The organism is Pseudolysinimonas sp. (assembly GCF_051954455.1).
Classification (GTDB): Bacteria; Actinomycetota; Actinomycetes; order Actinomycetales; family Microbacteriaceae; genus Pseudolysinimonas.
Map to the genome: position 1 here is coordinate 1 of NZ_JBQCHS010000013.1, position 21,755 is coordinate 21,755.

At 71.1% G+C, this 21,755-nt stretch carries 9 protein-coding genes and 1 pseudogene; 5 read left to right on the forward strand and 5 right to left on the reverse strand.

The genetic code is table 11. The annotated features are described in order from the left end of the window. Positions 1-141: 141 nt before the first annotated feature. From ACTHM3_RS04840 to ACTHM3_RS04860, 5 genes and pseudogenes are all read right to left on the reverse strand, one after another. Positions 142-4,023: pseudogene (locus ACTHM3_RS04840) on the reverse strand (DNA-directed RNA polymerase subunit beta'); the annotation flags it as partial. Between the two features lie 54 nt (positions 4,024-4,077). Continuing rightward, positions 4,078-7,572 (reverse strand): DNA-directed RNA polymerase subunit beta, encoded by a 3,495-nt coding sequence (rpoB, locus tag ACTHM3_RS04845; protein ID WP_440404969.1) that lies wholly within the window; start codon positions 7,570-7,572, stop codon positions 4,078-4,080. A 348-nt stretch (positions 7,573-7,920) separates the two neighbouring features. Further along, a complete protein-coding gene (locus ACTHM3_RS04850; protein WP_440404970.1) occupies positions 7,921-8,571 on the reverse strand; it encodes a response regulator in 651 nt (216 codons plus the stop codon). After that, positions 8,568-9,752: a sensor histidine kinase gene (locus ACTHM3_RS04855; protein ID WP_440404971.1), complete on the reverse strand. Its 1,185-nt coding sequence runs from the start codon at positions 9,750-9,752 to the stop codon at positions 8,568-8,570. Before ACTHM3_RS04855 ends, ACTHM3_RS04850 begins: the two co-directional genes overlap by 4 nt. A 7-nt stretch (positions 9,753-9,759) precedes the next feature. Further along, positions 9,760-10,299, reverse strand: a complete 540-nt coding sequence (locus ACTHM3_RS04860; protein ID WP_440404972.1) for a hypothetical protein — start codon at positions 10,297-10,299, stop codon at positions 9,760-9,762. Positions 10,300-10,391: 92 nt separating this feature from the next. On the opposite strand from ACTHM3_RS04860, the gene ACTHM3_RS04865 reads away from it, so the two are divergent. From ACTHM3_RS04865 to ACTHM3_RS04885, 5 genes are all read left to right on the forward strand, one after another. Continuing rightward, a complete protein-coding gene (locus ACTHM3_RS04865; protein ID WP_440404973.1) occupies positions 10,392-11,276 on the forward strand; it encodes a spermidine synthase in 885 nt (294 codons plus the stop codon). Further along, entirely contained in the window at positions 11,273-12,361 is a 1,089-nt protein-coding gene (locus ACTHM3_RS04870) for a PQQ-dependent sugar dehydrogenase (protein WP_440404974.1), read from the forward strand. The genes ACTHM3_RS04865 and ACTHM3_RS04870 overlap by 4 nt, the downstream gene beginning before the upstream one ends. Positions 12,362-12,414: 53 nt before the next feature. Continuing rightward, positions 12,415-12,864 carry a SprT-like domain-containing protein gene (locus ACTHM3_RS04875; RefSeq protein ID WP_440404975.1) on the forward strand — a complete coding sequence of 150 codons (450 nt, stop codon included), beginning with the start codon at positions 12,415-12,417 and terminating at the stop codon, positions 12,862-12,864. Positions 12,865-12,877: 13 nt separating this feature from the next. Continuing rightward, entirely contained in the window at positions 12,878-13,348 is a 471-nt protein-coding gene (locus ACTHM3_RS04880; RefSeq protein WP_440404976.1) for a CGNR zinc finger domain-containing protein, read from the forward strand. A gap of 225 nt (positions 13,349-13,573) precedes the next feature. After that, a complete protein-coding gene (locus ACTHM3_RS04885) occupies positions 13,574-21,754 on the forward strand; it encodes a pectinesterase family protein (protein ID WP_440404977.1) in 8,181 nt (2,726 codons plus the stop codon). The last annotated feature ends 1 nt before the right edge of the window (position 21,755 follow it).

Below are 21,755 nucleotides of genomic sequence, written 5' to 3' on the forward strand. Positions count from 1 at the left end.
ATCTTCTCCGACGACGCGGTGTTCAACGAGTCCGACCTGAGCTTCGTCGACTTCGACAGCTTCTCGACGGACGACTTCACGCCCGGCACGTACAACTGAGTCGCGGGGGGGGGGGGGGCGGCGCCCCCCCCGCCCGCCGCAGTTGTAGGTGCCGGGGGGGTAGTCGTCCGTCGAGAAGCAGTCGAAGTCGACGAAGCTCAGGTCGGACTCGTTGAACACCGCGTCGTCGGAGAAGATGCGATTCGGGTAACGCTCCGCCTTCGCCTCCTCGGTCGCCTCGACGGAGACGTTCCGGTACTTGCTGAGGCCGGTACCGGCCGGGATCAGCTGACCGATGATGACGTTCTCCTTCAGGCCGACCAGCGGGTCGGACTTGCCCTCCATGGCGGCCTGCGTGAGCACGCGGGTCGTCTCCTGGAAGGACGCGGCCGACAGCCACGACTCGGTCGCGAGGGAGGCCTTGGTGATGCCCATGACCTCCTGGCGGGCCGACGCGGTCTTCTTGCCCTCGGCGAGCGCAGCGCGGTTGATCTCGTTGTACCGTGAGCGGTCGACGAGCTCACCCGGCAGGAGCTCGGTGTCACCGTGCTCCACCACCGTCACCTTGCGCATCATCTGACGCACGATGACCTCGATGTGCTTGTCGTGGATCGGCACGCCCTGCGAGCGGTAGACGCCCTGCACGCCGTCGACCAGGTGCTGCTGCACGGCGCGGACGCCCTTGACGCGCAGCACCTCCTTCGGGTCGAGGTTGCCGACCACGAACTGCTGGCCGAGCTCGACGTGCTGGCCGTCCTCGACGAGGAGCGTCGCGCGCTTCAGCACCGGGTAGACCTGCACCTCGTCGCCGTTGTCGGGCGTGAGGATCAGGCGGCGCTGCTTCTCGGTGTCCTCGATCTGGACGCGACCGGCCGCCTCGGCGATCGGCGACGCGCCCTTCGGGGTACGGGCCTCGAACAGCTCGGTGACGCGCGGCAGACCCTGCGTGATGTCGTCCGCGCCCGCGGTGCCTCCCTGGTGGAAGGTGCGCATGGTGAGCTGCGTGCCGGGCTCGCCGATCGACTGCGCCGCGATGATGCCGACGGCCTCGCCGATGTCCACGAGCTTGCCGGTCGCGAGCGACCGTCCGTAGCAGGCGGCGCAGACGCCGACCGCCGACTCGCAGGTGAGCACGGAGCGGACCTTGATGGTCTCCACGCCGGCCGCGATGAGCTGGTCGATCAGCACGTCGCCGACGTCGTGGCCGGCCTCCGCGATGACGGTGCCCTTCGCGTCGACCGCGTCCTCGGCCAGCGACCGCGCGAACACCGAGTTCTCGACGTTCTCGTCACGGACGAGCCTGCCGTCGATCATGTCGGCGATGCGGATCTCGAGGCCGCGGGTGGTGCCGCAGTCGTCCTCGCGGATGATGACGTCCTGCGACACGTCCACCAGACGACGGGTGAGGTACCCGGAGTCGGCGGTGCGCAGCGCGGTGTCGGCGAGACCCTTGCGGGCACCGTGCGTGGCGATGAAGTACTCCGCCACCGACAGCCCCTCGCGGTACGAGGAGATGATCGGGCGCGGGATCGTCTCGCCCTTCGGGTTCGCGACCAGGCCGCGGATACCCGAGATGTTGCGCACCTGCAGCCAGTTGCCTCGCGCACCCGACGACACCATCCGGTAGATGTTGTTGCCCGGCTTGTAGGCGTCCTGCATCGCCTTGGCCACCTCGTTGGTCGCCTCGGTCCAGATGTCGATCAGCTCCTGACGACGCGAGGCGTCGTCGATCAGACCCTTGTCGTACTCGTCCTGCACCTTGGTGGCGCGCTTCTCGTACGTCGCGATGATCTCGGGCTTGTTCTCCGGGGTGACGATGTCGCTGAGCGCGACCGTGACGCCGGAGCGCGTGGCCCAGTAGAAGCCCGCGTCCTTGATCCGGTCGAGCGTCGCCGCGACCTCCACCTTGGGGTACCGCTCGGCGAGGTCGTTCACGATCGCCGAGATCTTGCCCTTGTCGGCGAGCGCCTCCACGTACGGATAGTCCGTGGGGAGCGCCTCGTTGAACAGCGCGCGTCCGAGCGTCGTCTCGATCAGCGCGGTCGAGCCCTGCTCGAAGCCCTCGCGGGCCGCGGCCCCCTCCTCGGAGAGGTGCAGGTTCTCGATGCGCAGACGGATCTTCGCGTTGAGGTCGAGCGAGCCCTGGTCCTTCGCGAGGATCGCCTCGGCGACGGACGAGAACGCGCGGCCCTCACCGGTGGCGCCCTCCTTGAGGGTCGTCAGGTGGTGCAGACCGATGATCATGTCCTGCGAGGGCAGGGTCACCGGGCGGCCGTCCGACGGCTTCAGGATGTTGTTCGACGCCAGCATGAGGATGCGGGCCTCGGCCTGCGCCTCCACCGACAGCGGCAGGTGGACGGCCATCTGGTCGCCGTCGAAGTCCGCGTTGAACGCGGCGCAGACGAGCGGGTGCAGCTGGATGGCCTTACCCTCCACGAGCTGCGGCTCGAACGCCTGGATGCCGAGACGGTGCAGCGTGGGCGCGCGGTTCAGGAGCACGGGGCGCTCGCGGATGATCTCCTCGAGCACGTCCCACACCTGCGGGCGCGACCGCTCGACCATGCGCTTCGCCGACTTGATGTTCTGCGCGTGCGACAGGTCGATGAGGCGCTTGATCACGAACGGCTTGAACAGCTCGAGCGCCATCTGCTTCGGCAGACCGCACTGGTGCAGCTTCAGCTGCGGTCCGACGATGATGACCGAGCGGCCCGAGTAGTCCACGCGCTTGCCGAGCAGGTTCTGGCGGAACCGGCCCTGCTTGCCCTTCAGCATGTCGCTGAGGGACTTGAGCGCGCGGTTGCCGGTGCCCGTGACGGGGCGACCGCGGCGGCCGTTGTCGAACAGCGCGTCGACCGCCTCCTGCAGCATGCGCTTCTCGTTGTTGACGATGATCTCCGGGGCGCCGAGGTCGAGAAGACGACGGAGGCGGTTGTTCCGGTTGATCACGCGGCGGTACAGGTCGTTGAGGTCGGACGTCGCGAAGCGGCCGCCGTCCAGCTGGACCATGGGGCGCAGCTCCGGCGGGATCACCGGCACGACGTCGAGCACCATCGCCGCCGGCGAGTTGCCGGTCGCGAGGAACGAGTTGACGACGCGCAGGCGCTTGATCGCGCGGATCTTCTTCTGGCCCTTGCCGTTGGCGACCTGCTCGAGCAGGTCGGCCGACTCGGCCTCGAGGTCGAAGGCCTGGAGGCGACGCTGGATCGCCTCCGCACCCATGTGGGCCTCGAAGTACAGGCCGAAGCGGTCCTGCAGCTCGTGGAAGACCGAGTCCTCCGGCTTCAGGTCGCCGACCTTCAGGTTGCGGAAGTCGTCCCACACCCGCTCGAGCTGGGCGATCTGCTCGTCGTACGACTTGCGGATCTGGCCCATCTCCTTCTCGGCGCCGTCCTTGACCTTGCGCTTCTGGTCGCTCTTGGCGCCCTCCTCCTCGAGCGAGGCGAGGTCGGTCTCGAGCGTCGAGAGCCGGGTCGCGATCTGGCTGTCGCGCTGCTGCTCGAGCTGCGAGATCTCCAGACGGAGCTCGTTCTCGAGGCCCGGCATGTCCTGGTGACGCGCCTCCTCGTCGACCGAGATCACCATGTAGGCGGCGAAGTAGATGACCTTCTCGAGGTCCTTCGGCGCCATGTCGAGCAGGTACCCGAGGCGCGACGGGACGCCCTTGAAGTACCAGATGTGGGTCACGGGCGCGGCGAGCTCGATGTGGCCCATGCGCTCACGGCGCACCGAGGACTTGGTGACCTCGACGCCGCAGCGCTCGCACACGATGCCCTTGAAGCGCACGCGCTTGTACTTGCCGCAGGAGCACTCCCAGTCGCGGGAGGGCCCGAAGATCTGCTCGCCGAAGAGCCCGTCCTTCTCGGGCTTCAGCGTGCGGTAGTTGATCGTCTCCGGCTTCTTGACCTCGCCGTAGGACCAGGCGCGGATGTCCGCGCTGGTGGCGAGACCGATTCGGAGCTGATCGAAGGAGGTTGCACTGATCACGTGTCGTGTCTTCTTTCGCTATGTCTCAGTCAGTGACAGTCGATGTGAGCCGGCTCAGATGTCGTCGATCGACGACGTCTCGAAGCGGCTGGAGATGTTGATGCCGAGCTCCTCCGCGGCACGGAAGACCTCGTCGTCCGTGTCCTTGAGCGAGAGCGGCTGACCGTCGGCGCCGAGCACCTCGACGTTCAGGCACAGCGACTGCATCTCCTTCATGAGCACCTTGAACGACTCCGGGATGCCGGGCTCCTGGATGTTCTCGCCCTTGACGATCGCCTCGTACACCTTCACGCGGCCGAGGATGTCGTCCGACTTGATGGTGAGCAGCTCCTGGAGGGCGTAGGCGGCGCCGTAGGCCTCGAGGGCCCACACCTCCATCTCGCCGAAGCGCTGACCGCCGAACTGCGCCTTCCCACCGAGCGGCTGCTGGGTGATCATCGAGTACGGGCCGGTGCTGCGGGCGTGGATCTTGTCGTCCACCAGGTGGTGCAGCTTGAGGATGTACATGTAGCCGACCGAGACCGGGTCCGGGAACGGCTCGCCGGAGCGGCCGTCGAACAGCTGGGTCTTGCCGGAGCTGCCGATCATCCGCTCGCCGTCGCGGTTCGGGATGGTGGAGTCGAGCAGCCCCTCGATCTCCTCCTCGAGCGCACCGTCGAACACCGGGGTCGCGACCTTCGTGCCGGGGGCGGCCGAGTGGGCCTCCTTCGGCAGCCTCTTCGCCCACTCCGGGGAGCCCTCGACCTCCCAGCCCTGCTTGGCCACCCACCCGAGGTGGGTCTCCAGCACCTGGCCGAAGTTCATGCGGCCCGGGATGCCGAGCGGGTTCAGCACGACGTCGACCGGCGTGCCGTCCGCGAGGAACGGCATGTCCTCGACCGGCAGGATCTTCGAGATGACGCCCTTGTTGCCGTGGCGTCCGGCGAGCTTGTCGCCCTCGGTGATCTTGCGCTTCTGGGCGATGTAGACGACCACGCGCTGGTTGACGCCCGAGCCGAGCTCGTCGTCGCCGTCCTGCGCGTCGAACACCTTGACGCCGATGATCGTGCCCTCCTCGCCGTGGGGCACCTTGAGGGAGGTGTCACGGACCTCGCGGCTCTTCTCGTTGAAGATCGCGCGGAGCAGGCGCTCCTCGGCCGACAGCTCGGTCTCGCCCTTCGGCGTGACCTTGCCGACCAGGATGTCGCCGGGCGAGACCTCGGCGCCGATGCGGATGATGCCGCGCTCGTCGAGGTCGGCCAGCAGGTCGGGGCTCACGTTCGGGAGGTCGCGGGTGATCTCCTCCTTGCCGAGCTTGGTGTCGCGGGCGTCGACCTCGTACTCCTCGATGTGGATCGAGGAGAGGACGTCGTCCTTCACCAGGTTCTGGCTGAGGATGATCGCGTCCTCGAAGTTGTGACCCTCCCACGGCATGAACGCGATGAGGAGGTTCTTGCCGAGCGCGAGCTCGCCGTTCTCCGTCGCGGGGCCGTCGGCGATGACCTGGCCGACCTCGATGCGCTCGCCCTGGCTGACGACGACGCGGTTGTTGTACGAGGTGCCCTGGTTGCTGCGCTCGAACTTGCGCAGGAAGTACTCCTGCGTGCCGCCCTCGTCGAGCTGGACGGTGACGACGTCGGCGGAGACCTCCGCCACGACACCGGCCTTCTCGGCCACGACGACGTCGCGCGCGTCGATCGCCGCGTAGCCCTCCATTCCGGTGCCGACGAGCGGCGACTCGGAGCGGAGCAGCGGCACGGCCTGGCGCTGCATGTTCGCGCCCATGAGCGCGCGGTTCGCGTCGTCGTGCTCGAGGAACGGGATGAGCGACGTCGCGACCGACACCATCTGGCGCGGGGAGACGTCCATGTAGTTGACGTCCTCGCGGTGGAAGAGGTCGACCTCGCCGCCCTTGCTGCGCGCGAGGACGCGGTCCTCGGCGAAGTGGCGGTCGCCCGTGAGCGGCGCGTTCGCCTGCGCGACGATGAACTCGTCCTCCTCGGAGGCGGTCAGGTAGTCGATCTTGTCGGTGACCTTGCCGTTCTCGACGCGACGGTACGGCGTCTCGATGAAGCCGAACGAGTTCACGCGCGCGAACGACGCGAGAGCGCCGATCAGGCCGATGTTCGGGCCCTCCGGGGTCTCGATCGGGCACATGCGGCCGTAGTGCGACGGGTGGACGTCGCGGACCTCGACGCCGGCGCGCTCACGCGACAGACCGCCGGGCCCGAGGGCCGAGAGGCGGCGCTTGTTGGTGAGACCCGCGAGCGGGTTGTTCTGGTCCATGAACTGCGACAGCTGCGAGGTGCCGAAGAACTCCTTGATCGCGGCGACGACGGGTCGCACGTTGATCAGGGTCTGCGGCGTGATCGCCTCGATGTCCTGCGTGGTCATGCGCTCGCGGACGACGCGCTCCATGCGCGACAGACCCGTGCGGACCTGGTTCTGGATGAGCTCGCCGACCGCGCGGATGCGGCGGTTGCCGAAGTGGTCGATGTCGTCCACGTCGAGGCGGAGCTCGACCGGCTTGCCGTCGCGCACGCCCGGGAGGGTGGTCTGCTCGGCGTGCAGCGCGACCAGGTACTTGATGGTCGCGACGATGTCGTCGATCGTCAGCACCGAGTCCTTGAGGGGCGCGTCGAGACCGAGCTTGCGGTTGACCTTGTAGCGGCCGACCTTCGCGAGGTCGTAGCGCTTGGGGTTGAAGTAGAAGTTGTCGAGGAGCGCGCGGGCGGCCTCGGCGGCGACCTGCTCGCCCGGACGGAGCTTGCGGTAGATGTCGCGGAGCGCGTCCTCCTTGGTGAGGATCGGGTCCTTCTCGAGCGTCGACGCGATCGACTCGTAGCCGGCGAACTTCTCGAGGATCTCCTCGGAGGTCATGCCGAGCGCCTTGAGGAACACGGTGACCGACTGCTTGCGCTTGCGGTCGATGCGCACGCCGACCTGGTCGCGCTTGTCGATCTCGAACTCGAGCCACGCACCGCGGCTCGGGATGATGCGGGCCGAGTAGACGTCCTTGTCGGAGGTCTTCTCCTGCTGGCGCTCGAAGTAGACGCCGGGCGAGCGGACGAGCTGCGACACGACGACGCGCTCGGTGCCGTTGATGATGAACGTGCCCTTGTCGGTCATGAGCGGGAAGTCGCCCATGAAGACCGTCTGGGTCTTGATCTCGCCCGTCATGTGGTTCATGAACTCGGCGTTGACGTACAGCGGAGCGGCGTAGGTCTTGCCGCGCTCCTTGCACTCGTCGATGGAGTACTTCGGCTCCTCGAGCTCCGGGTTCGAGAAGCTCAGCTGCATGGTCTCGCTGAGGTCCTCGATCGGGGAGATCTCCTCGAAGATCTCGTCGAGTCCGGTGGTCTCGGGAACGCCGGCGTCGCCGGCCTCCTTCGCCGCGGCGACGCGGGCCTTCCACTTCTCGTTGCCGACGAGCCAGTCGAAGCTGTCCGTCTGCAGGGCGAGGAGATCGGGCACGGTCAGCGTGTCGGCGATCTTGGCGAACGAGAGCCGCGATGCGGTCCGACCGTTCTTGGGAGCGTTGTTACTGGATGCGGAGCGCGCAGCAGCCAAGGGAAATGCAACCTCCGTGAGGCCCGTCGGCCTCTCGTGTGTGGGTGATGGAGAAGGGCTCCCTCTCAGACACCGTCCCGCCGCTATTCTCGGGAGGGTTTCTGCGCGCGCGTGCTGACCGCAATATGACGGCACGGAGAAGTGGGGAGCGCAAAGAACAAGCATAGGGGGAAACGACGCGCCGTGTCCAGCTATTCCTTGACTTGATTCCGGATCAGCGCTATAACCCCGCACCGAAGTCCGTGATGGCCGGCATCTCACCCCGTCGAGTCGTGCGGAACCACGCGCGATCCGGTCGCGGACCCGCGGTTTCGCACGACTCGAGGATGGTCGCCAGGGTCGCGGGGGTCAGGGTCGGTCGGGGGCCGAGCCGAGGGCGAGCGCGATCGCCTGGGCGCGGTCGCGCGCGGGGAGCTTCGCGAAGATCGCGTTCACGTGCGACTTGACCGTCGCGACGCTGAGGAAGAGGTCGCGTGCGATCTCGGCGTTGCTGCGGCCGGCCGCGATCCGCTCCAGCACCTCCGCCTCGCGCCGCGTGAGTTGGGCGAAGCGGTCGACGAGCGGCGCGGGCGCGGCCGGCGCGGAGGCGAACCCGGCGACGAGCCGCTCCCCCACCTCCGGGGCGAAGGTCGACTGGCCGGCGGCGGCCGAGCGGATGGCGGCGGCCAGCTCCTCCCGTCCCGCGTCCTTCGTGAGGTAGCCCCGCGCTCCGGCGCCGAGCGCGCCCGCTATCGACGCGTCGTCGGCGAACGTCGTGAGCACCACGACCGCGACCGACGGGTCGGCCGCCTTGATCCGGGCCGTCGCCCCCGCACCGTCGAGCACGGGCATCCGCAGGTCCATGAGCACGACGTCGGGCGCGGTCTCGCCGGCGAGCCGCACGGCTTCCGCGCCGTCGACGGCCTCCCCCACCACCTCGACGTCGGGCAGCACCGACAGCAGGGTGACGAGACCGTCGCGCACGATCGCCTGATCGTCGGCCACGAGCACGCGGATCATGCGGACACCGTCTCCTTCTCCTCCTGCGCACCCCGCGCACGCGGGATGCGCGCCTCGACCACGAACGCCCGGCCCCGGACGCCCGCGGTCGCGCTGCCGCCGAGCGCCGTCATGCGCTCCTGCAGGCCGGTCAGGCCGTGGCCCCCGCCGACCGAGGCCCGGGGCGCTCCCGCGGCGAGCGCCGTGCTCGCCCGGAACGCGACGTCGCGCGGGCTCCAGTCGAGGGTCAGCTCCGTCGGCATGCCGGGCGCGTGCCGGCGGGCGTTGCTCAGCACCTCCTGCGCGGCTCGCCGCAGGGCACCCGCGGCCGCCGCATCGAGCGGACCGGGGTCGCCGGACTCGTGGAGCTCCGCCCGGGCGCCGAGCGAGCGGTGCGTCTCGACGAGCGCGCGGATCGCCGCGCCGGGGTCCTGCGCCGCCTCCGGATCGCGGAGGGCGTCGACCGCCCGCCGCGCCTCCTCGAGCCCCTCCGCCGCGAGCCCGCGCGCCGCGGTCACCCGTCGCGCCGCCTCGTCGTCGCGCCCCGATTCGAGCAGCGCCTCCACCGCGTCGAGCTGCAGCACGAGCCCGCCGAGCGAGTGCGCGAGCACGTCGTGGATGTCGCGGGCGATGCGGGACCGCTCGGCGAGCGCGGCGTTCTCGGCCCGTTCCTGCTCGACGGCGAGCCGCTCCGCGAGGAGCAGCCGCTCCTGCTGCTCGCTCGCGCGGTACTGGCGTCGGCTGAAGGCGACGAGCCCCGCGATGAGAAGCGCCGCGACCGAGCTGATGAGCTGCACCGGCTGGGGCGCGATGAGCGCTCCGGCGCCGAGGAGGGCGAGGGAGAGCCCCCCGGCCGCGAACGCGTACGCGAGCGGGCGCCCGGGGCGCCGGATGAGCGAGGCGAAGCCGATGAGCGCCGGGACGAAGCCGACGACCTGCGTGGCGCACGCGACCAGCGACCCGGCGCCGACGGCGACGAACCAGAGCGGGATCCGCACCCGGTCGAGGCGGGACGGCAGGAGGCTCGCGAGCAGCCATGACACCACCGCGACCAGCGCGACGGCGGCGATCCAGGGCTCTAGTCGCTCCTCGACGACCTCCCGCACGACGAAGGCGCTCACGAAGATCGAGCCGGCGACGGAGAACGCACGGCCGAGGGGCCGACGATCGTCGTCGACCCCTGCCGCGGACCCCAGGCTCACGCCCCCATCATCGCGCCGAGACGCTGCTCAGGTGCCGATCGTGCCGCATCGAGAACACGAGCGTGCGCACCCCGCGGTTGACGGCGACGACGAGCAGGATCACGCCCGACGACTCGGCGAGCGCCGATCCCATCTGGTGCCCCCAGAAGCCGAGGCCGACGCGGACGGCGATCATCACGATCCAGAGCGCGAGCCCGATCCAGCCGGTGCGCGACTCGGTCGTCGGCTCAGGGCCGTCCGAGCGGCGGCGCGCCCGCCAGCGGGTGAGGCTCTGCTCGGTGATCGGCCGGAACACGGCGACGAAGCCCATGAGGGCGCCGGTGACGAGGGCGACGGCGAGCTCGATCGCGAGGAGCCCGAGGTCGGCGGCGGTGAGCTTCGCGGCGCTGCCCGAGGTGGCCAGCGTGGCGAGCCCGATGATCCCGAGGATCAGCGGCATGCGCCACATGCGGCCGACGTCGACCGCGGTCCACGTCATCTGGCGGTAGAGGATCCAGATCAGGAGGGCGACGCCGAGGAGCGCCTCGGCGATGTTCACGATGCTCATGACGTCCACGATCCGCCGGGGCGGGATCCGGCGGCACCACCCGGGGGTGGAGACGCGGGTGGAAAAGCGCGGCGTGCGGGAGGATGGAGGGGATGGATGCGGAGCCCTCGGTCACCCTCGACAGCGGCCTGCGCGCGCTGATCCGTCCCGATCGGTTCGTGCCGGGCGCGTACGAACTCGTCGTCGACGGCACGCCGCAGTCGCACGTCAACCTCGACGACCCGACCGAGCTGTTCTTCGAGTACGTGAGCCGGATGGGCCATGTCATCGACCGTCTCAAGCAGCCGGGTGAGCCCCTCACGGCGCTGCACCTCGGGGCGGGCGGTCTCACGATCCCGCGCTACGTCGAGGCGACGCGGCCCGGGTCGCGTCAGCAGGTCATCGAGCTGGAGCCGAAGCTCGTGGAGCTCGTGCGCGGCGCGCTCCCCCTCCCGCGCGGGGCGTCGATCCGGGTGCGATACGGCGACGCGCGGACGACGCTCGAGAAGCTGCCCGGCGGCCTCCGCGGCACGGTCGACCTGCTCGTGGTCGACGTCTTCGGCGGGGCGCTCACGCCGCCCCAGGTCACGAGCCGGGAGTTCTACGCGGCGGGCGCGGCGTTCCTCGCACCGGACGGGGTCATGCTCGTGAACATCGCGGACGGCGGGCTGAGCGGCTCGCCGAACGCCGCCTTCGCCCGGTCGCAGGCGGCCACGCTCCTCGACGTCTTCGGCGCACCGGAGCGGGTCGCGGTCCTCGCGGAGCCGCAGGTGATCCGCAGCCGGCGCTTCGGCAACTTCGTGCTCGTGGGCTCGGCGCGCGAGCTGCCCGAGGAGTGGATGGGCCGCATCCTCGCCGGCGGACCGCACCCGGCGGGGCTGCTCACCGGCGTCGATCTGCGCGACTGGACCGCGGGCGCGCCGGTGACGACCGACGACAACGCCCAGGGGTCGCCCGATCCGAACCGCAGCATCTTCACCCGACGGCTCGGCGGATGAGACGAGCCGGCGGGCCCATCGCGGCGGCGGTCGTCGCAGTGGTGCTGCTCGCCGGCTGCGCGTCCGTGCCCGCGCCGGACCCGCGTCCGACCGGATCGGGACGGGCCGTGGTCTCGGACGTCGTGACCGGTCTCGAGAGCCCGTGGTCGATCCTGCGCCGGGACGACGGGACGATCCTGGTCAGCCAGCGCGACGACGGCCGGATCATGCGCGTCGACGGCGGCGAGCCGCGCCCGATCGGCACCGTTCCCGGCGTGGTGCACCAGGGCGAGGCCGGCCTGCTCGGGATCGCGTTCCGCGACGGATGGCTCTATGCCTACGAGACGACGGCGGACGACAACCGCGTGGTGCGGATGCGGCTCGGCGACGGCCCTTCGACAGGCGCAGGACAGCGCCTCGTGCTCGGCTCTCCCCAGGTCGTGCTGAAGGGCATGAGGAAGGCCGGCAATCACAACGGCGGCCGCATCGCGTTCGGCCCGGACGGAATGCTCTACGTCACCGTCGGCGACGCGGGCACGACGTCCGACGCGCAGGAGCTCGACTCGCTGAACGGCAAGATCCTGCGGATGACGCCGGAGGGGCGGGTGCCGGCCGATAACCCGTTCCCGGGCTCCTACGTCTACTCGTACGGGCACCGGAACCCGCAGGGTCTCGCCTGGGACGCGGACGGGCAGCTCTGGGCGTCGGAGTTCGGACAGGACACCTGGGACGAGCTGAACCGCATCCGCCCCGGCGCGGACTACGGCTGGCCGACCGTCGAGGGGAAGGCCGGTGACGACCGGTTCGTCGACCCGGTCGCGCAGTGGCGCACCGACGACGCGAGCCCGAGCGGGCTCGCGTTCCTCGACGGCTCGCTCTGGATGGCCGGCCTCGGCGGCGAGCGGCTCTGGCGCATCACGATCGGCCAGGACGGCCGCGCGGCGAGCTCCGTGCTCCTCGCGGGCGACGACAGCCGCGGGCGGCTGCGCGACGTCGCGCCGGGCCCCGACGGGGGCCTCCTCGTGCTGACCGACAACACCGACGGGCGCGGGACGCCGCGGCCCGGCGACGACCGGCTGCTGCGGATCGGGGTGCCGGCCTCCTGACGTCGGCGACGATCCGGCGCGACGTCCGCCGCATCCCGCATCATGGACGCACGATGGCGGAGCTGGACCGGGTGCGCACGTGGGCGGAGGCCCTCATCCGGCTGCACCTCGACGACGGTTGGAGCTTCGCGTTCGACAACGCACGCACCCGCGCCGGGCTCTGCAACTACGACCGCAAGCGGATCTCGGTCTCGAAGCTGCTGGCCGAGCGCTACGAGGACGACGAGATCCACCAGGTGCTGCTGCACGAGGTCGCGCACGCGCTCGCCGGGCCCGCGGCCGGTCACGGACCGCGGTGGAAGCGCACGGCCCAGGACCTCGGCTACGTGGGCAAGCGGCTCCATGACGGTGCCGTCGCGAGCGAGCTGGCGCCGTGGGTGGGCACCTGCCCCGCCGGCCACCGCCACTACCGCTACCGCGCGCCGACCCGGCCGCTCAGCTGCGGCAGGTGCTCACGGCGCTTCGACGCGGCGTTCCGCATCGAGTGGGAGCGTCGCGCCTGAGAGGATCGCTCGCGTGACGCTGAGCATCGACTTCGTGGACCGCGCCTCCGCGGTCGCGCCGTGGCTCGCCGCCCGGTTCGACCACCTCGCGCCCGCGACGGAGCGCGATGCGGCCGACGCCGAGGAGCTGTCCGCCGCCATCGAGCGGCTCGTCGTCGCGACCGCCGACGAGACCACCCGTCGGGCGGACGACGTCGACACCGTCAACCTCTTCGCGGCGACGCCGGACGTGCCGCCCGTCCTCGACGGCGGTCGTCGACGAGCGGGAGGCGGCCAGGTGCGGATCGCGCAGGCGCTGTCGTCGATCGCCCGCGACGCGATCGCCATCCTCGCCGCCGACGACGGGCGGATCCGCAGGTGCGCCGGCTGCGGACGCGTCTTCCACGACGACTCCCGCACCGGCAACCGCCGGTGGTGCTCGATGCTGACCTGCGGCAACCGGGCGAAGGTCGCGGCCTTCCGCGCGCGCCAGCGGGTCGAGTAGCGCGGGCGCCCCTCGAGACCCGGGACGCGGGGGCGACACGCCCGGACTTGCGCCGGATGATCCGGTCCCTCATTATGAGGACACCGCGCGTTCCCCGACGGTGCGGGCCCGCACCCTCCCCCCGCTGACAGCGGCCTCCCCCCGACCTGCGCTTCCCCCTGCTCACCCGGTGATTCCGGGCGAATGTCGATCGGCCGCGACGAATCCCGAAGGCTCCCCCCGGCCATGCCCGCGTCGCCCGCATCCCCGTCCCCCACGTCCCCCGCTCGCGCCCGACGGCGTTCGGGTCTGCTGATCGGCGCGGCCGTCACCGTGCTCGCCCTCGTCGGCGTCGTGGTGCCGCTCCAGGGCGCGCTCGCCGCACCCGACACCACGCCGCCGTCGTCGCCGAGCAGCCTGTCGGCGAGCTACTACGGCGGCGTCGGGACCGTCCTCACCTGGGGCAGGGTCTCGGCCGGGGACCTGGCGACCTACCGCGTGTACCGCTCGAGCACCCCGGCGGTTACGACCTCGTCGACCCTCGTGACGTCGACCACGTCGCTCAAGGCGACCGACGCGACCGCGACGGGCGGCGCGTCCTACTCGTACGCCGTGGTCGCGGTGGACACCTCGGGCAACGTCTCGAAGCTCTCGAGCGTGAAGACGATCGTCGCCAAGGACACCACCAAGCCGAGCACGCCGTCGAGCCTCAGGGCCACGGCGGCGGGCGACGGGATCACGCTGGACTGGGCCGACAACGACCAGCCGGACCTGCGGGGCTACTCGGTGTCGCGGAGCGGCTCGTCGAGCGGGAGCTACGCGCTCCTGACCCCCTCGCCGATCACCGCCTCCCGATTCACGGACGCCCAGGCACCGGCCGGCGTCAAGTCGTACTACCGCGTCACCGCGATCGATCTCAGCGGCAACGTCTCCTCCTCCGCCTCCGCGTCGGCGACCCGTCCGGCCGGAGCACCGGTCGCCCCTGCCGCACCGTCCGGCTTCGTCGCGAAGCTCGGCTCGGCCGGTGTCCCGACCCTGTCCTGGAGCGCCTCGAGCGGCGCGACCGGCTACGTGCTCTCGCGCTCCGCCTCGGCCGCCGGTCCGTTCACCCGCATCAACGCCGGGTCGACGACCGCGACCAGCTTCACCGACTCCGGCGCCCCGGTGGGCGCCACCGCGTACTACACGCTCACGGCGACGAACGCGGCCGGGTCGAGCTCCGCCGTGTCGGCGTCTGTCGCCGTGCCGCGCGACAGCACGCCCCCGAAGGCGCCCTCCAGCCCCAAGGTCGCCGTGATCCCGACCGGCGGCGTGACGGTCTCCTGGAAGGCGAACGCCGAGGCCGACCTCGCCGGCTACCTCGTGATGAAGCGGAACGGCGACGACGTCTACGTGCCCTGGACGCCGACCGGGTCCGCGTCGACCCTCGTCACGCCCTCGTTCAGCGACCTCTCGGTCGTCGAGGGGGACACCGACTACTACCGGGTCCGTGCCGTCGACACCTCCGGCAACCAGTCCTCCTACCTCTCCGTCACGGCGAAGAACCCGATGGTCGCGCCCGGCGCGCCCACCTCTCTCAAGGTGACCCAGGATCCGACCGCCGGCCTCGACCTCGCCTGGACCGCGCCCAAGGATCTCGACCTGGCGGGGTACTCGATCTCGCGCAGCACCAGCTCGTCCGGCGTCTACGCGCTCCTGAAGACCATCCCGGTCGCCGACGCCGGCGCCTCGCTGCGCTTCGTGGACACGAGCGCGCCCAAGGGCGTGACGGTCTACTACCGGGTCACGGCGCAGGACGCCGTCGGCAACATCTCGAAGCCGAGCAGCACGGTCTCCGGCACCTCGCTCACCACGCCCATCCCGATCCCGGTCGAGCAGACGGTCATCACGGTCGGACCGGGGGGCGACGTGCCGACGGTCACGCAGGCGCTCGCCGCGATCCCCGCGGGTTCGCTCGCCGCGTACCGCATCGACATCGCACCGGGCACGTACTCCGAGGCGTTCGAGGTCTCCCGCTCCAACGTGACCCTGCACGGCACCGGCGCGACGCCCGGCGACGTGGTGATCAGCGCCGCCCGCGCCTCGGGCAGCAGCGACCCGGACGAGCCGGAGGCGACGCTCGGCACCGCCGGCAGCGCCGTCGTGTCGGTGACCGGGTCGAACGTCACCCTCGACAACCTCACCGTCGCGAACACCTTCGACGAGGCCGGCAACCCGCAGATCACGAACGCCCAGGCGGTCGCGCTGCGCGTCGAAGGCGACCGCTTCGTCGCCGACACCGTCCGCCTTCTCGGCAACCAGGACACGCTGCTCGCCGACACCCCGAAGCCCACCACGCGCATCCGGCAGTACTACGTCGACAGCTACATCGAGGGCGACGTCGACTACCTGTTCGGCGCGGGCACCGCCGTCTTCCAGCGCGACACCTTCCGCTCGCTCGACCGCGGCAAGAGCAACAACGGCTACCTGACGGCCGCCAGCACCGACAAGGGCAGCAAGTACGGCTTCCTCATCACCGACAGCAAGATCGTGAGCGACGCGGCGCCCGGCACCATCAACCTCGGCCGTCCCTGGCATCCGAGCGCCGACCCGGACGCGCTCGCCTCCGTCGTCATCATGAACACCTGGCTGCCCGCCGCGATCGACACGGCCGCGCCGTGGGACGACATGGCGTCGACCAACAGCTCGGGTGTGAAGGTCAACTTCTCCTGGCAGGATGCCCGCTTCGACGAGTACGCGAACATCGGCCCCGGCGCGACGATCAATGCGAACCGCCCGCAGCTCACCGCGAGCCAGGCCGCCAACGCCACCCCCGAGAAGTACCTCGCGGGCAAGGACGGCTGGAACCCGGTGACGGCGCCCTCCACCACCGTCCCCGCCACCCCGACGAACCTCGTCGCCGCGCCGGACACCCGCGTGGTCCACCTGACCTGGAGCGACGACACCACCGCCTCGGTCACCGGATGGAGCGTGTACCGCGCCGACGCGACCGGGCCGTTCACCAAGATCGCGTCCACCGTCGTCCCGAGCTACAGCGACAGCACCGTCACCGACGGCGCGACCTACCGCTACGTCGTCACAGCCGACAGCCGGAGCGGCGTCTCGTCGGCACAGAGCGCCGAGGTCTCGGTGCTCGTCGCGGCCGCACCGCTCGTCACCGACTTCTCGGTCGACCCGAACGGGCCCTCCGACGCGACCCACTTCACCACCCTGGCCGCGGCCCTTGCCGCCGCCCCCGCGGGCACCGCCACCGACCCCACGGTCATCTCGCTGGCCGCGGGTCGCTACGCCGAGTACGACACGATCGCCAAGCCGTACACCATCGTGGTCGGCGCGACCGGCACCGCCTCCGACGTCGTGATCACCGGCAACCGCGCCGCGGGCACCCCCACGGGCACCGTGACCGACGGTATCCCCGACACCTACGGCACCTCCGGCAGCGCAACGCTCGTCATCACGGGCAACAACGTGCAGCTGCGGAACCTGACCGTCGAGAACGCCTACGTCGAGGGCACCTACGCCAACGGCCAGGCCGTCGCCCTGCGCACCACGGGCGACCGCCTGCGGTACGAGAACGTCCGTCTGCTCGGCAACCAGGACACCTGGTACGCCAACAGCCCGTCGACCACCACCCCGGCCCGCTCCTACTTCCACGGCGGGTACGTGGAGGGCGACGTCGACTTCATCTTCGGTCGCGGCACCGTCGTGATCGACGACTCGACGCTCAAGGCGCTCGACCACGGCACGTCTCCCAACGGCGCCGTGACCGCGGCGAGCACGGACGTCTCGCAGAAATACGGCATCCTCATCACCGACAGCCGGATCATCGGCACCGCCCCGGACGGATCGCAGAATCTCGGTCGTCCGTGGCAGCCGGGCAAGACCCAGGCCGACGGCAGCTCGGTGCCCGACACCAACGCCGTCGCGCAGGTCGTGGTCCGCGACACCTGGCTCGGCCCGGTGGTCAGCGGCACGCAGACCTGGACCAACATGATCAACAGCGGCGTCACCACCACGTGGCAGAGCGCCCGGTTCGCCGAGTACGACAACATCGGCCCCGGCGCCGGCACGTCGGCGACGCGGCCGCAGCTCACCGACGACCAGGCCGCGACGTACACGAGCACGGCCTACCTCGCCGGATCCGACGGCTGGAACCCTGTCGTCGACACCGCGCCGAGCACCGCGCCGGCCGCCGTGACGGGGCTCACCGCGACCCCCGACCACCAGCAGATCGGCCTGTCGTGGAACGACTCCGTCGACCCGCAGGTCGTCGGCTACCGGGTGTACCGCTCCACGGGCTCCGACCCGGTCGCGGCCGACGCCGCGCACCTCGTCGCCGAGGTCGCCAAGCCGAGCTACCTCGACAAGGGGCTGGTCGACGGCACCGCCTACGACTACCTCGTGGTCGCCGTCACCCGCGACGGCACGATCTCCCCCACTGTCGGCGTCTCGGCGACGCCCGCGGTCACGCCGCTCGTCGCCGACCTGACCGTCGCCGCCGACGGATCCGGCGACGTCACGACCCTGCAGGCGGCCCTCGCCGCCATCCCGGCGGGCACCCCGGCCCGACCGAAGGTCATCCTCGTGAAGCCGGGCGTCTACCGCGGCGTGGTGTCGTCCTCCAAGGCGAACATCATCATCGCCGGCACGACGGGCGACCCGCGCGACGTCGTCCTGACGTTCGACAACGCGAACGGCACCGCGGCCTCCGCCTCGACCTGCCCCGCCGTCACGGCCACGACCTGCGGCACGGCCGGCAGCGCGACGGTGACCCTCGGCGGCGCCGGCGTGCAGGTCCGCGACCTCACGATCCAGAACTCCTTCGACAGCGCATCGCACCCGGAGATCGGCAACTTCAACACCCAGGCCGTCGCCCTCCGCGCCACGGGAGACCGGCAGGTCTACCAGGACGTGCGGCTCCTCGGCGTCCAGGACACCCTGAACGCGGACGCCAGCGGCGGCATCTCGGCGGACGGCTCGGGGTACCCGCGCCAGTACTACGTCGACAGCTTCATCGAGGGCAACGTCGACTTCGTCTTCGGCCGCGCCACCGCCGTCTTCGACCGCACGACCTTCCACGCCACCGCGCACACCGGCGGAACGATCTTCGCGCCGAGCACCGCGAGCAAGGCGAAGGGCTACCTGGTCGTCGACAGCCGCATCGCGAGCGACAACGACGGCGCCTTCGCGCTCGGCCGTCCGTGGCGCGCCTGGAACGACGGCGCCTACGCCGACAACTCGCGCGGCGAGACGACGATCAAGAACACCTGGATCGCCGCCGGGATCACGACGTCCCAGCCCTGGATCGACTTCGCGCCCAACGCGTGGACCGACGGCCGCTTCGCCGAGTACGGCGACACCGGCCCCGGCGCGACCGTCAACGCGAACCGCCCGCAGCTGAACGCCGACCAGGCGTCCTCCCGCACCGCGGCCGCCTACCTCCAGGGCGGCGACGGCTGGAACCCCGTCGCGGATCCGACCCCGCAGACCGCCCCGACCTCGCCCTACGGTCTGAGCGCCGCGGCCGGGAGCGGGCAGGCCGTTCTGAGCTGGCAGGAGAACGCGGAGGCCGACGTGGTCGGGTACCGCGTCTACCGCGACGGGAGCCTCGTCGCCACGACGAGCGGCGCGGGATACACCGCGACCGGGCTGCTGAACGGCCGCTCGTACGGCTTCCAGGTCAGCGCCCTCGACGCGGCCGGCGACGAGTCGCCGCTCTCCGCCACCGTGAGCGTCACGCCCGCGATGCGGATCGACGCGACCGTGCAGGCCGGCGGTGCGTACCCGACCCTGCAGGCGGCGGTCGACGCCGCGCCCGGCACCGCGCCGTGGGTCGTCCAGGTCGCCCCCGGCACCTACAGCGGCACCACCACCATCACCCGGTCGAACGTGACCGTGGTCGGCGGAGGGGCCGGCGCGGGCGACGTCACCCTGACGAACGCCACCGCGACGCCCACAATGACGATCACCGGATCGAACGTGAGCGTCTCCGGGATCGGCATCCAGAACACCTCCGGCGTCAGCAACGGGCCGGCCGTGTCCATGACCGGAGACAAGATCCTGCTGAGCGGGGTCGCGCTGAGCGCGACCGATCGCGCGGTGTGGGCCGACGTGCCGACCGCGGGCGCGACCAGCCGGCAGCTGATCGAGGCGTCGACCATCACGGGCGCGACGAACATCGTGCTCGGCCGGGCGACCCTCGTCATCCACGCCAGCACGATCATCCCCACCCGCACCTCGGGCACCGTGCTCATCCCGTCCACGACGGCGACCGGTGGCAACGGGATCCTCGTGATCGGGTCGAGCATCGCCCCGGCCCCCGGAGTGAGCGACGTGCGGCTCGGAGCCCCGTACGCGCAGGGCCCGACGAGCGCGTCGAACGCCCCGCAGGCGATCATCCGCGACACCGCGATGGCGGCTGGTATCAAGTCCAGCCCGTGGCAGGACTTCAACGGGTACGCCTGGCTCAACGCGCGGTTCGCGGAGTACGCCAACACCGGCGCGGGCGCGACGGTCACGGCCACGCGTCCCCAACTGTCGCCGGCCGACTCCGTGGGGGTCACCGTCGCCAACTGGATCGGCGCCCCGAGCTGGTACCCGGCGATCGCCGACCCGGCCACCCCGGCCGACGTGACGCCGACCGGGCCCGTCACGGGTCTGACGGCGACCACCGGTGATGCGACGGCGACGCTGAGCTGGACGGCTCCGACGGACGCCGACCTCGCCGGCTACGCGATCTACCGTGCGGCGGGCTCCGGCGTGACGCCCTCCCCGGCGACCCTCGTCGCCCGGGTCGGCCTCGTGTCGTCCTTCGTCGACGCGGGTCTCGTCAACGGCTCGACCTACACCTGGGCCGTGGTGGCGCTCGACGCCGTGGGCAACCGCGCCGGCGCCACGACCGTGACGGCGACACCCGCCGACACCACGCCGCCGGCCGCTCCCACGGGCCTCAGCGGCGTCGCGGCGGACGGCAAGGCGATCCTCTCCTGGACCGCGAACGCCGAGTCCGACCTCGCCGGCTACAACGTGTACCGCGACGGCACCAAGATCACCTCGGCTCCCCTCGCCGCCGCCTCCTTCACCGATACGGGGCTCGTCAACGGCACGTCCTACGCCTACCGCGTGACCGCGGTCGACACCGCCGGCAACGAGTCGGCGCCGAGCAGCAGCGCCGCGGTCGTCCCGGCGCCCGGCGACAACGTGCCGCCCGCGGTCCCGACGGGCGTCTCGACCGTCCTCGGTCGCAACGCCGTGACCGTCCACTGGACGGCGGTCGGCGACGCCGACCTGGCCGGCTACGACGTGTACCGCGCCTCCGGCTCGAGCACCGCGGCGCTGATCGGCTCCGTCGGCGCGGCCGGCACGTCGTTCACGGACCCGACCGTGGCGATCGGCACGACGTACTCCTACACCGTGGTGTCGAAGGACGGATCCGGCAACGCGTCGGCGCCCTCCGCGGCCGCCGCGGCGACGCCCCTCAAGGTCGACATCGTCGTCGCGGCCGACGGCTCCGGCGACGCCACGACCCTGCAGGCGGTGCTCGGGCAGGTCGACGGCACCGGCGCCCTCGTGGCGGCCAACCCCGGCAGCCTCGCCAACAACGCCGACTACAGCTCGCAGGGGTACCGCACGATCCTCGTGAAACCTGGCACCTACACGGGTCCGGTCGTGAGCGGCAACCGTTACGGCGTCAACATCGTCGGCGCCACCGGCAACCCGGCCGACGTCGTCATCACGGCGCCCGGCGGAACGGTGCCGACGATGTCCGTCTCCGGCAACCAGTGGACCTTCCGATCGCTGACGCTGCAGAGCGTCGCCGCCTCGGCGGGCGCCCAGGCGACGGCCGTCCAGGTCAAGGCCGGTGACAAGCAGGTGTTCGACAACGTCCGACTGCTCGGCGACAAGCAGACGGTGCTCGCCTCCACGGCCAACAGCACGACGTTCAGCCGTATCTACATCACGAACTCGTTCATCGAGGGCGGCGCGGATCTGATCGTCGGCCGCGCGGTGACCGTCGTCGACCGGAGCACGATCCACGTGCTCGACCGGCCGGGCGCCTCCCTCACCGACTCGTCGATCGCCGCCGGTTCGCCCTACGGCTTCCTGATCACGAACAGCAGCATCGTGACCGACGGCGCCGCGAACACGATCTACCTTGGTCGGCCGTACTCGACGCAGGGCCAGGCCCAGGTCGTCGTGCGGAACACGGCGCTCGGCGCCGCGATCGTCGTCGCCAAGCCCTGGAACGACTGGGATGCCGTGACCACGTGGACCGCGGGCCGCTTCTCCGAGTACCAGAACTCGGGGCCGGGTGCCGCGATCGTCGACCCGACGACGCGACCGCAGCTGAGCGACGCCGCGGCGGGCGGCTTCACCGCCGCGAGCTACCTCGCGGGCGCCGATGGCTGGAACCCGACCGGCCGATGAG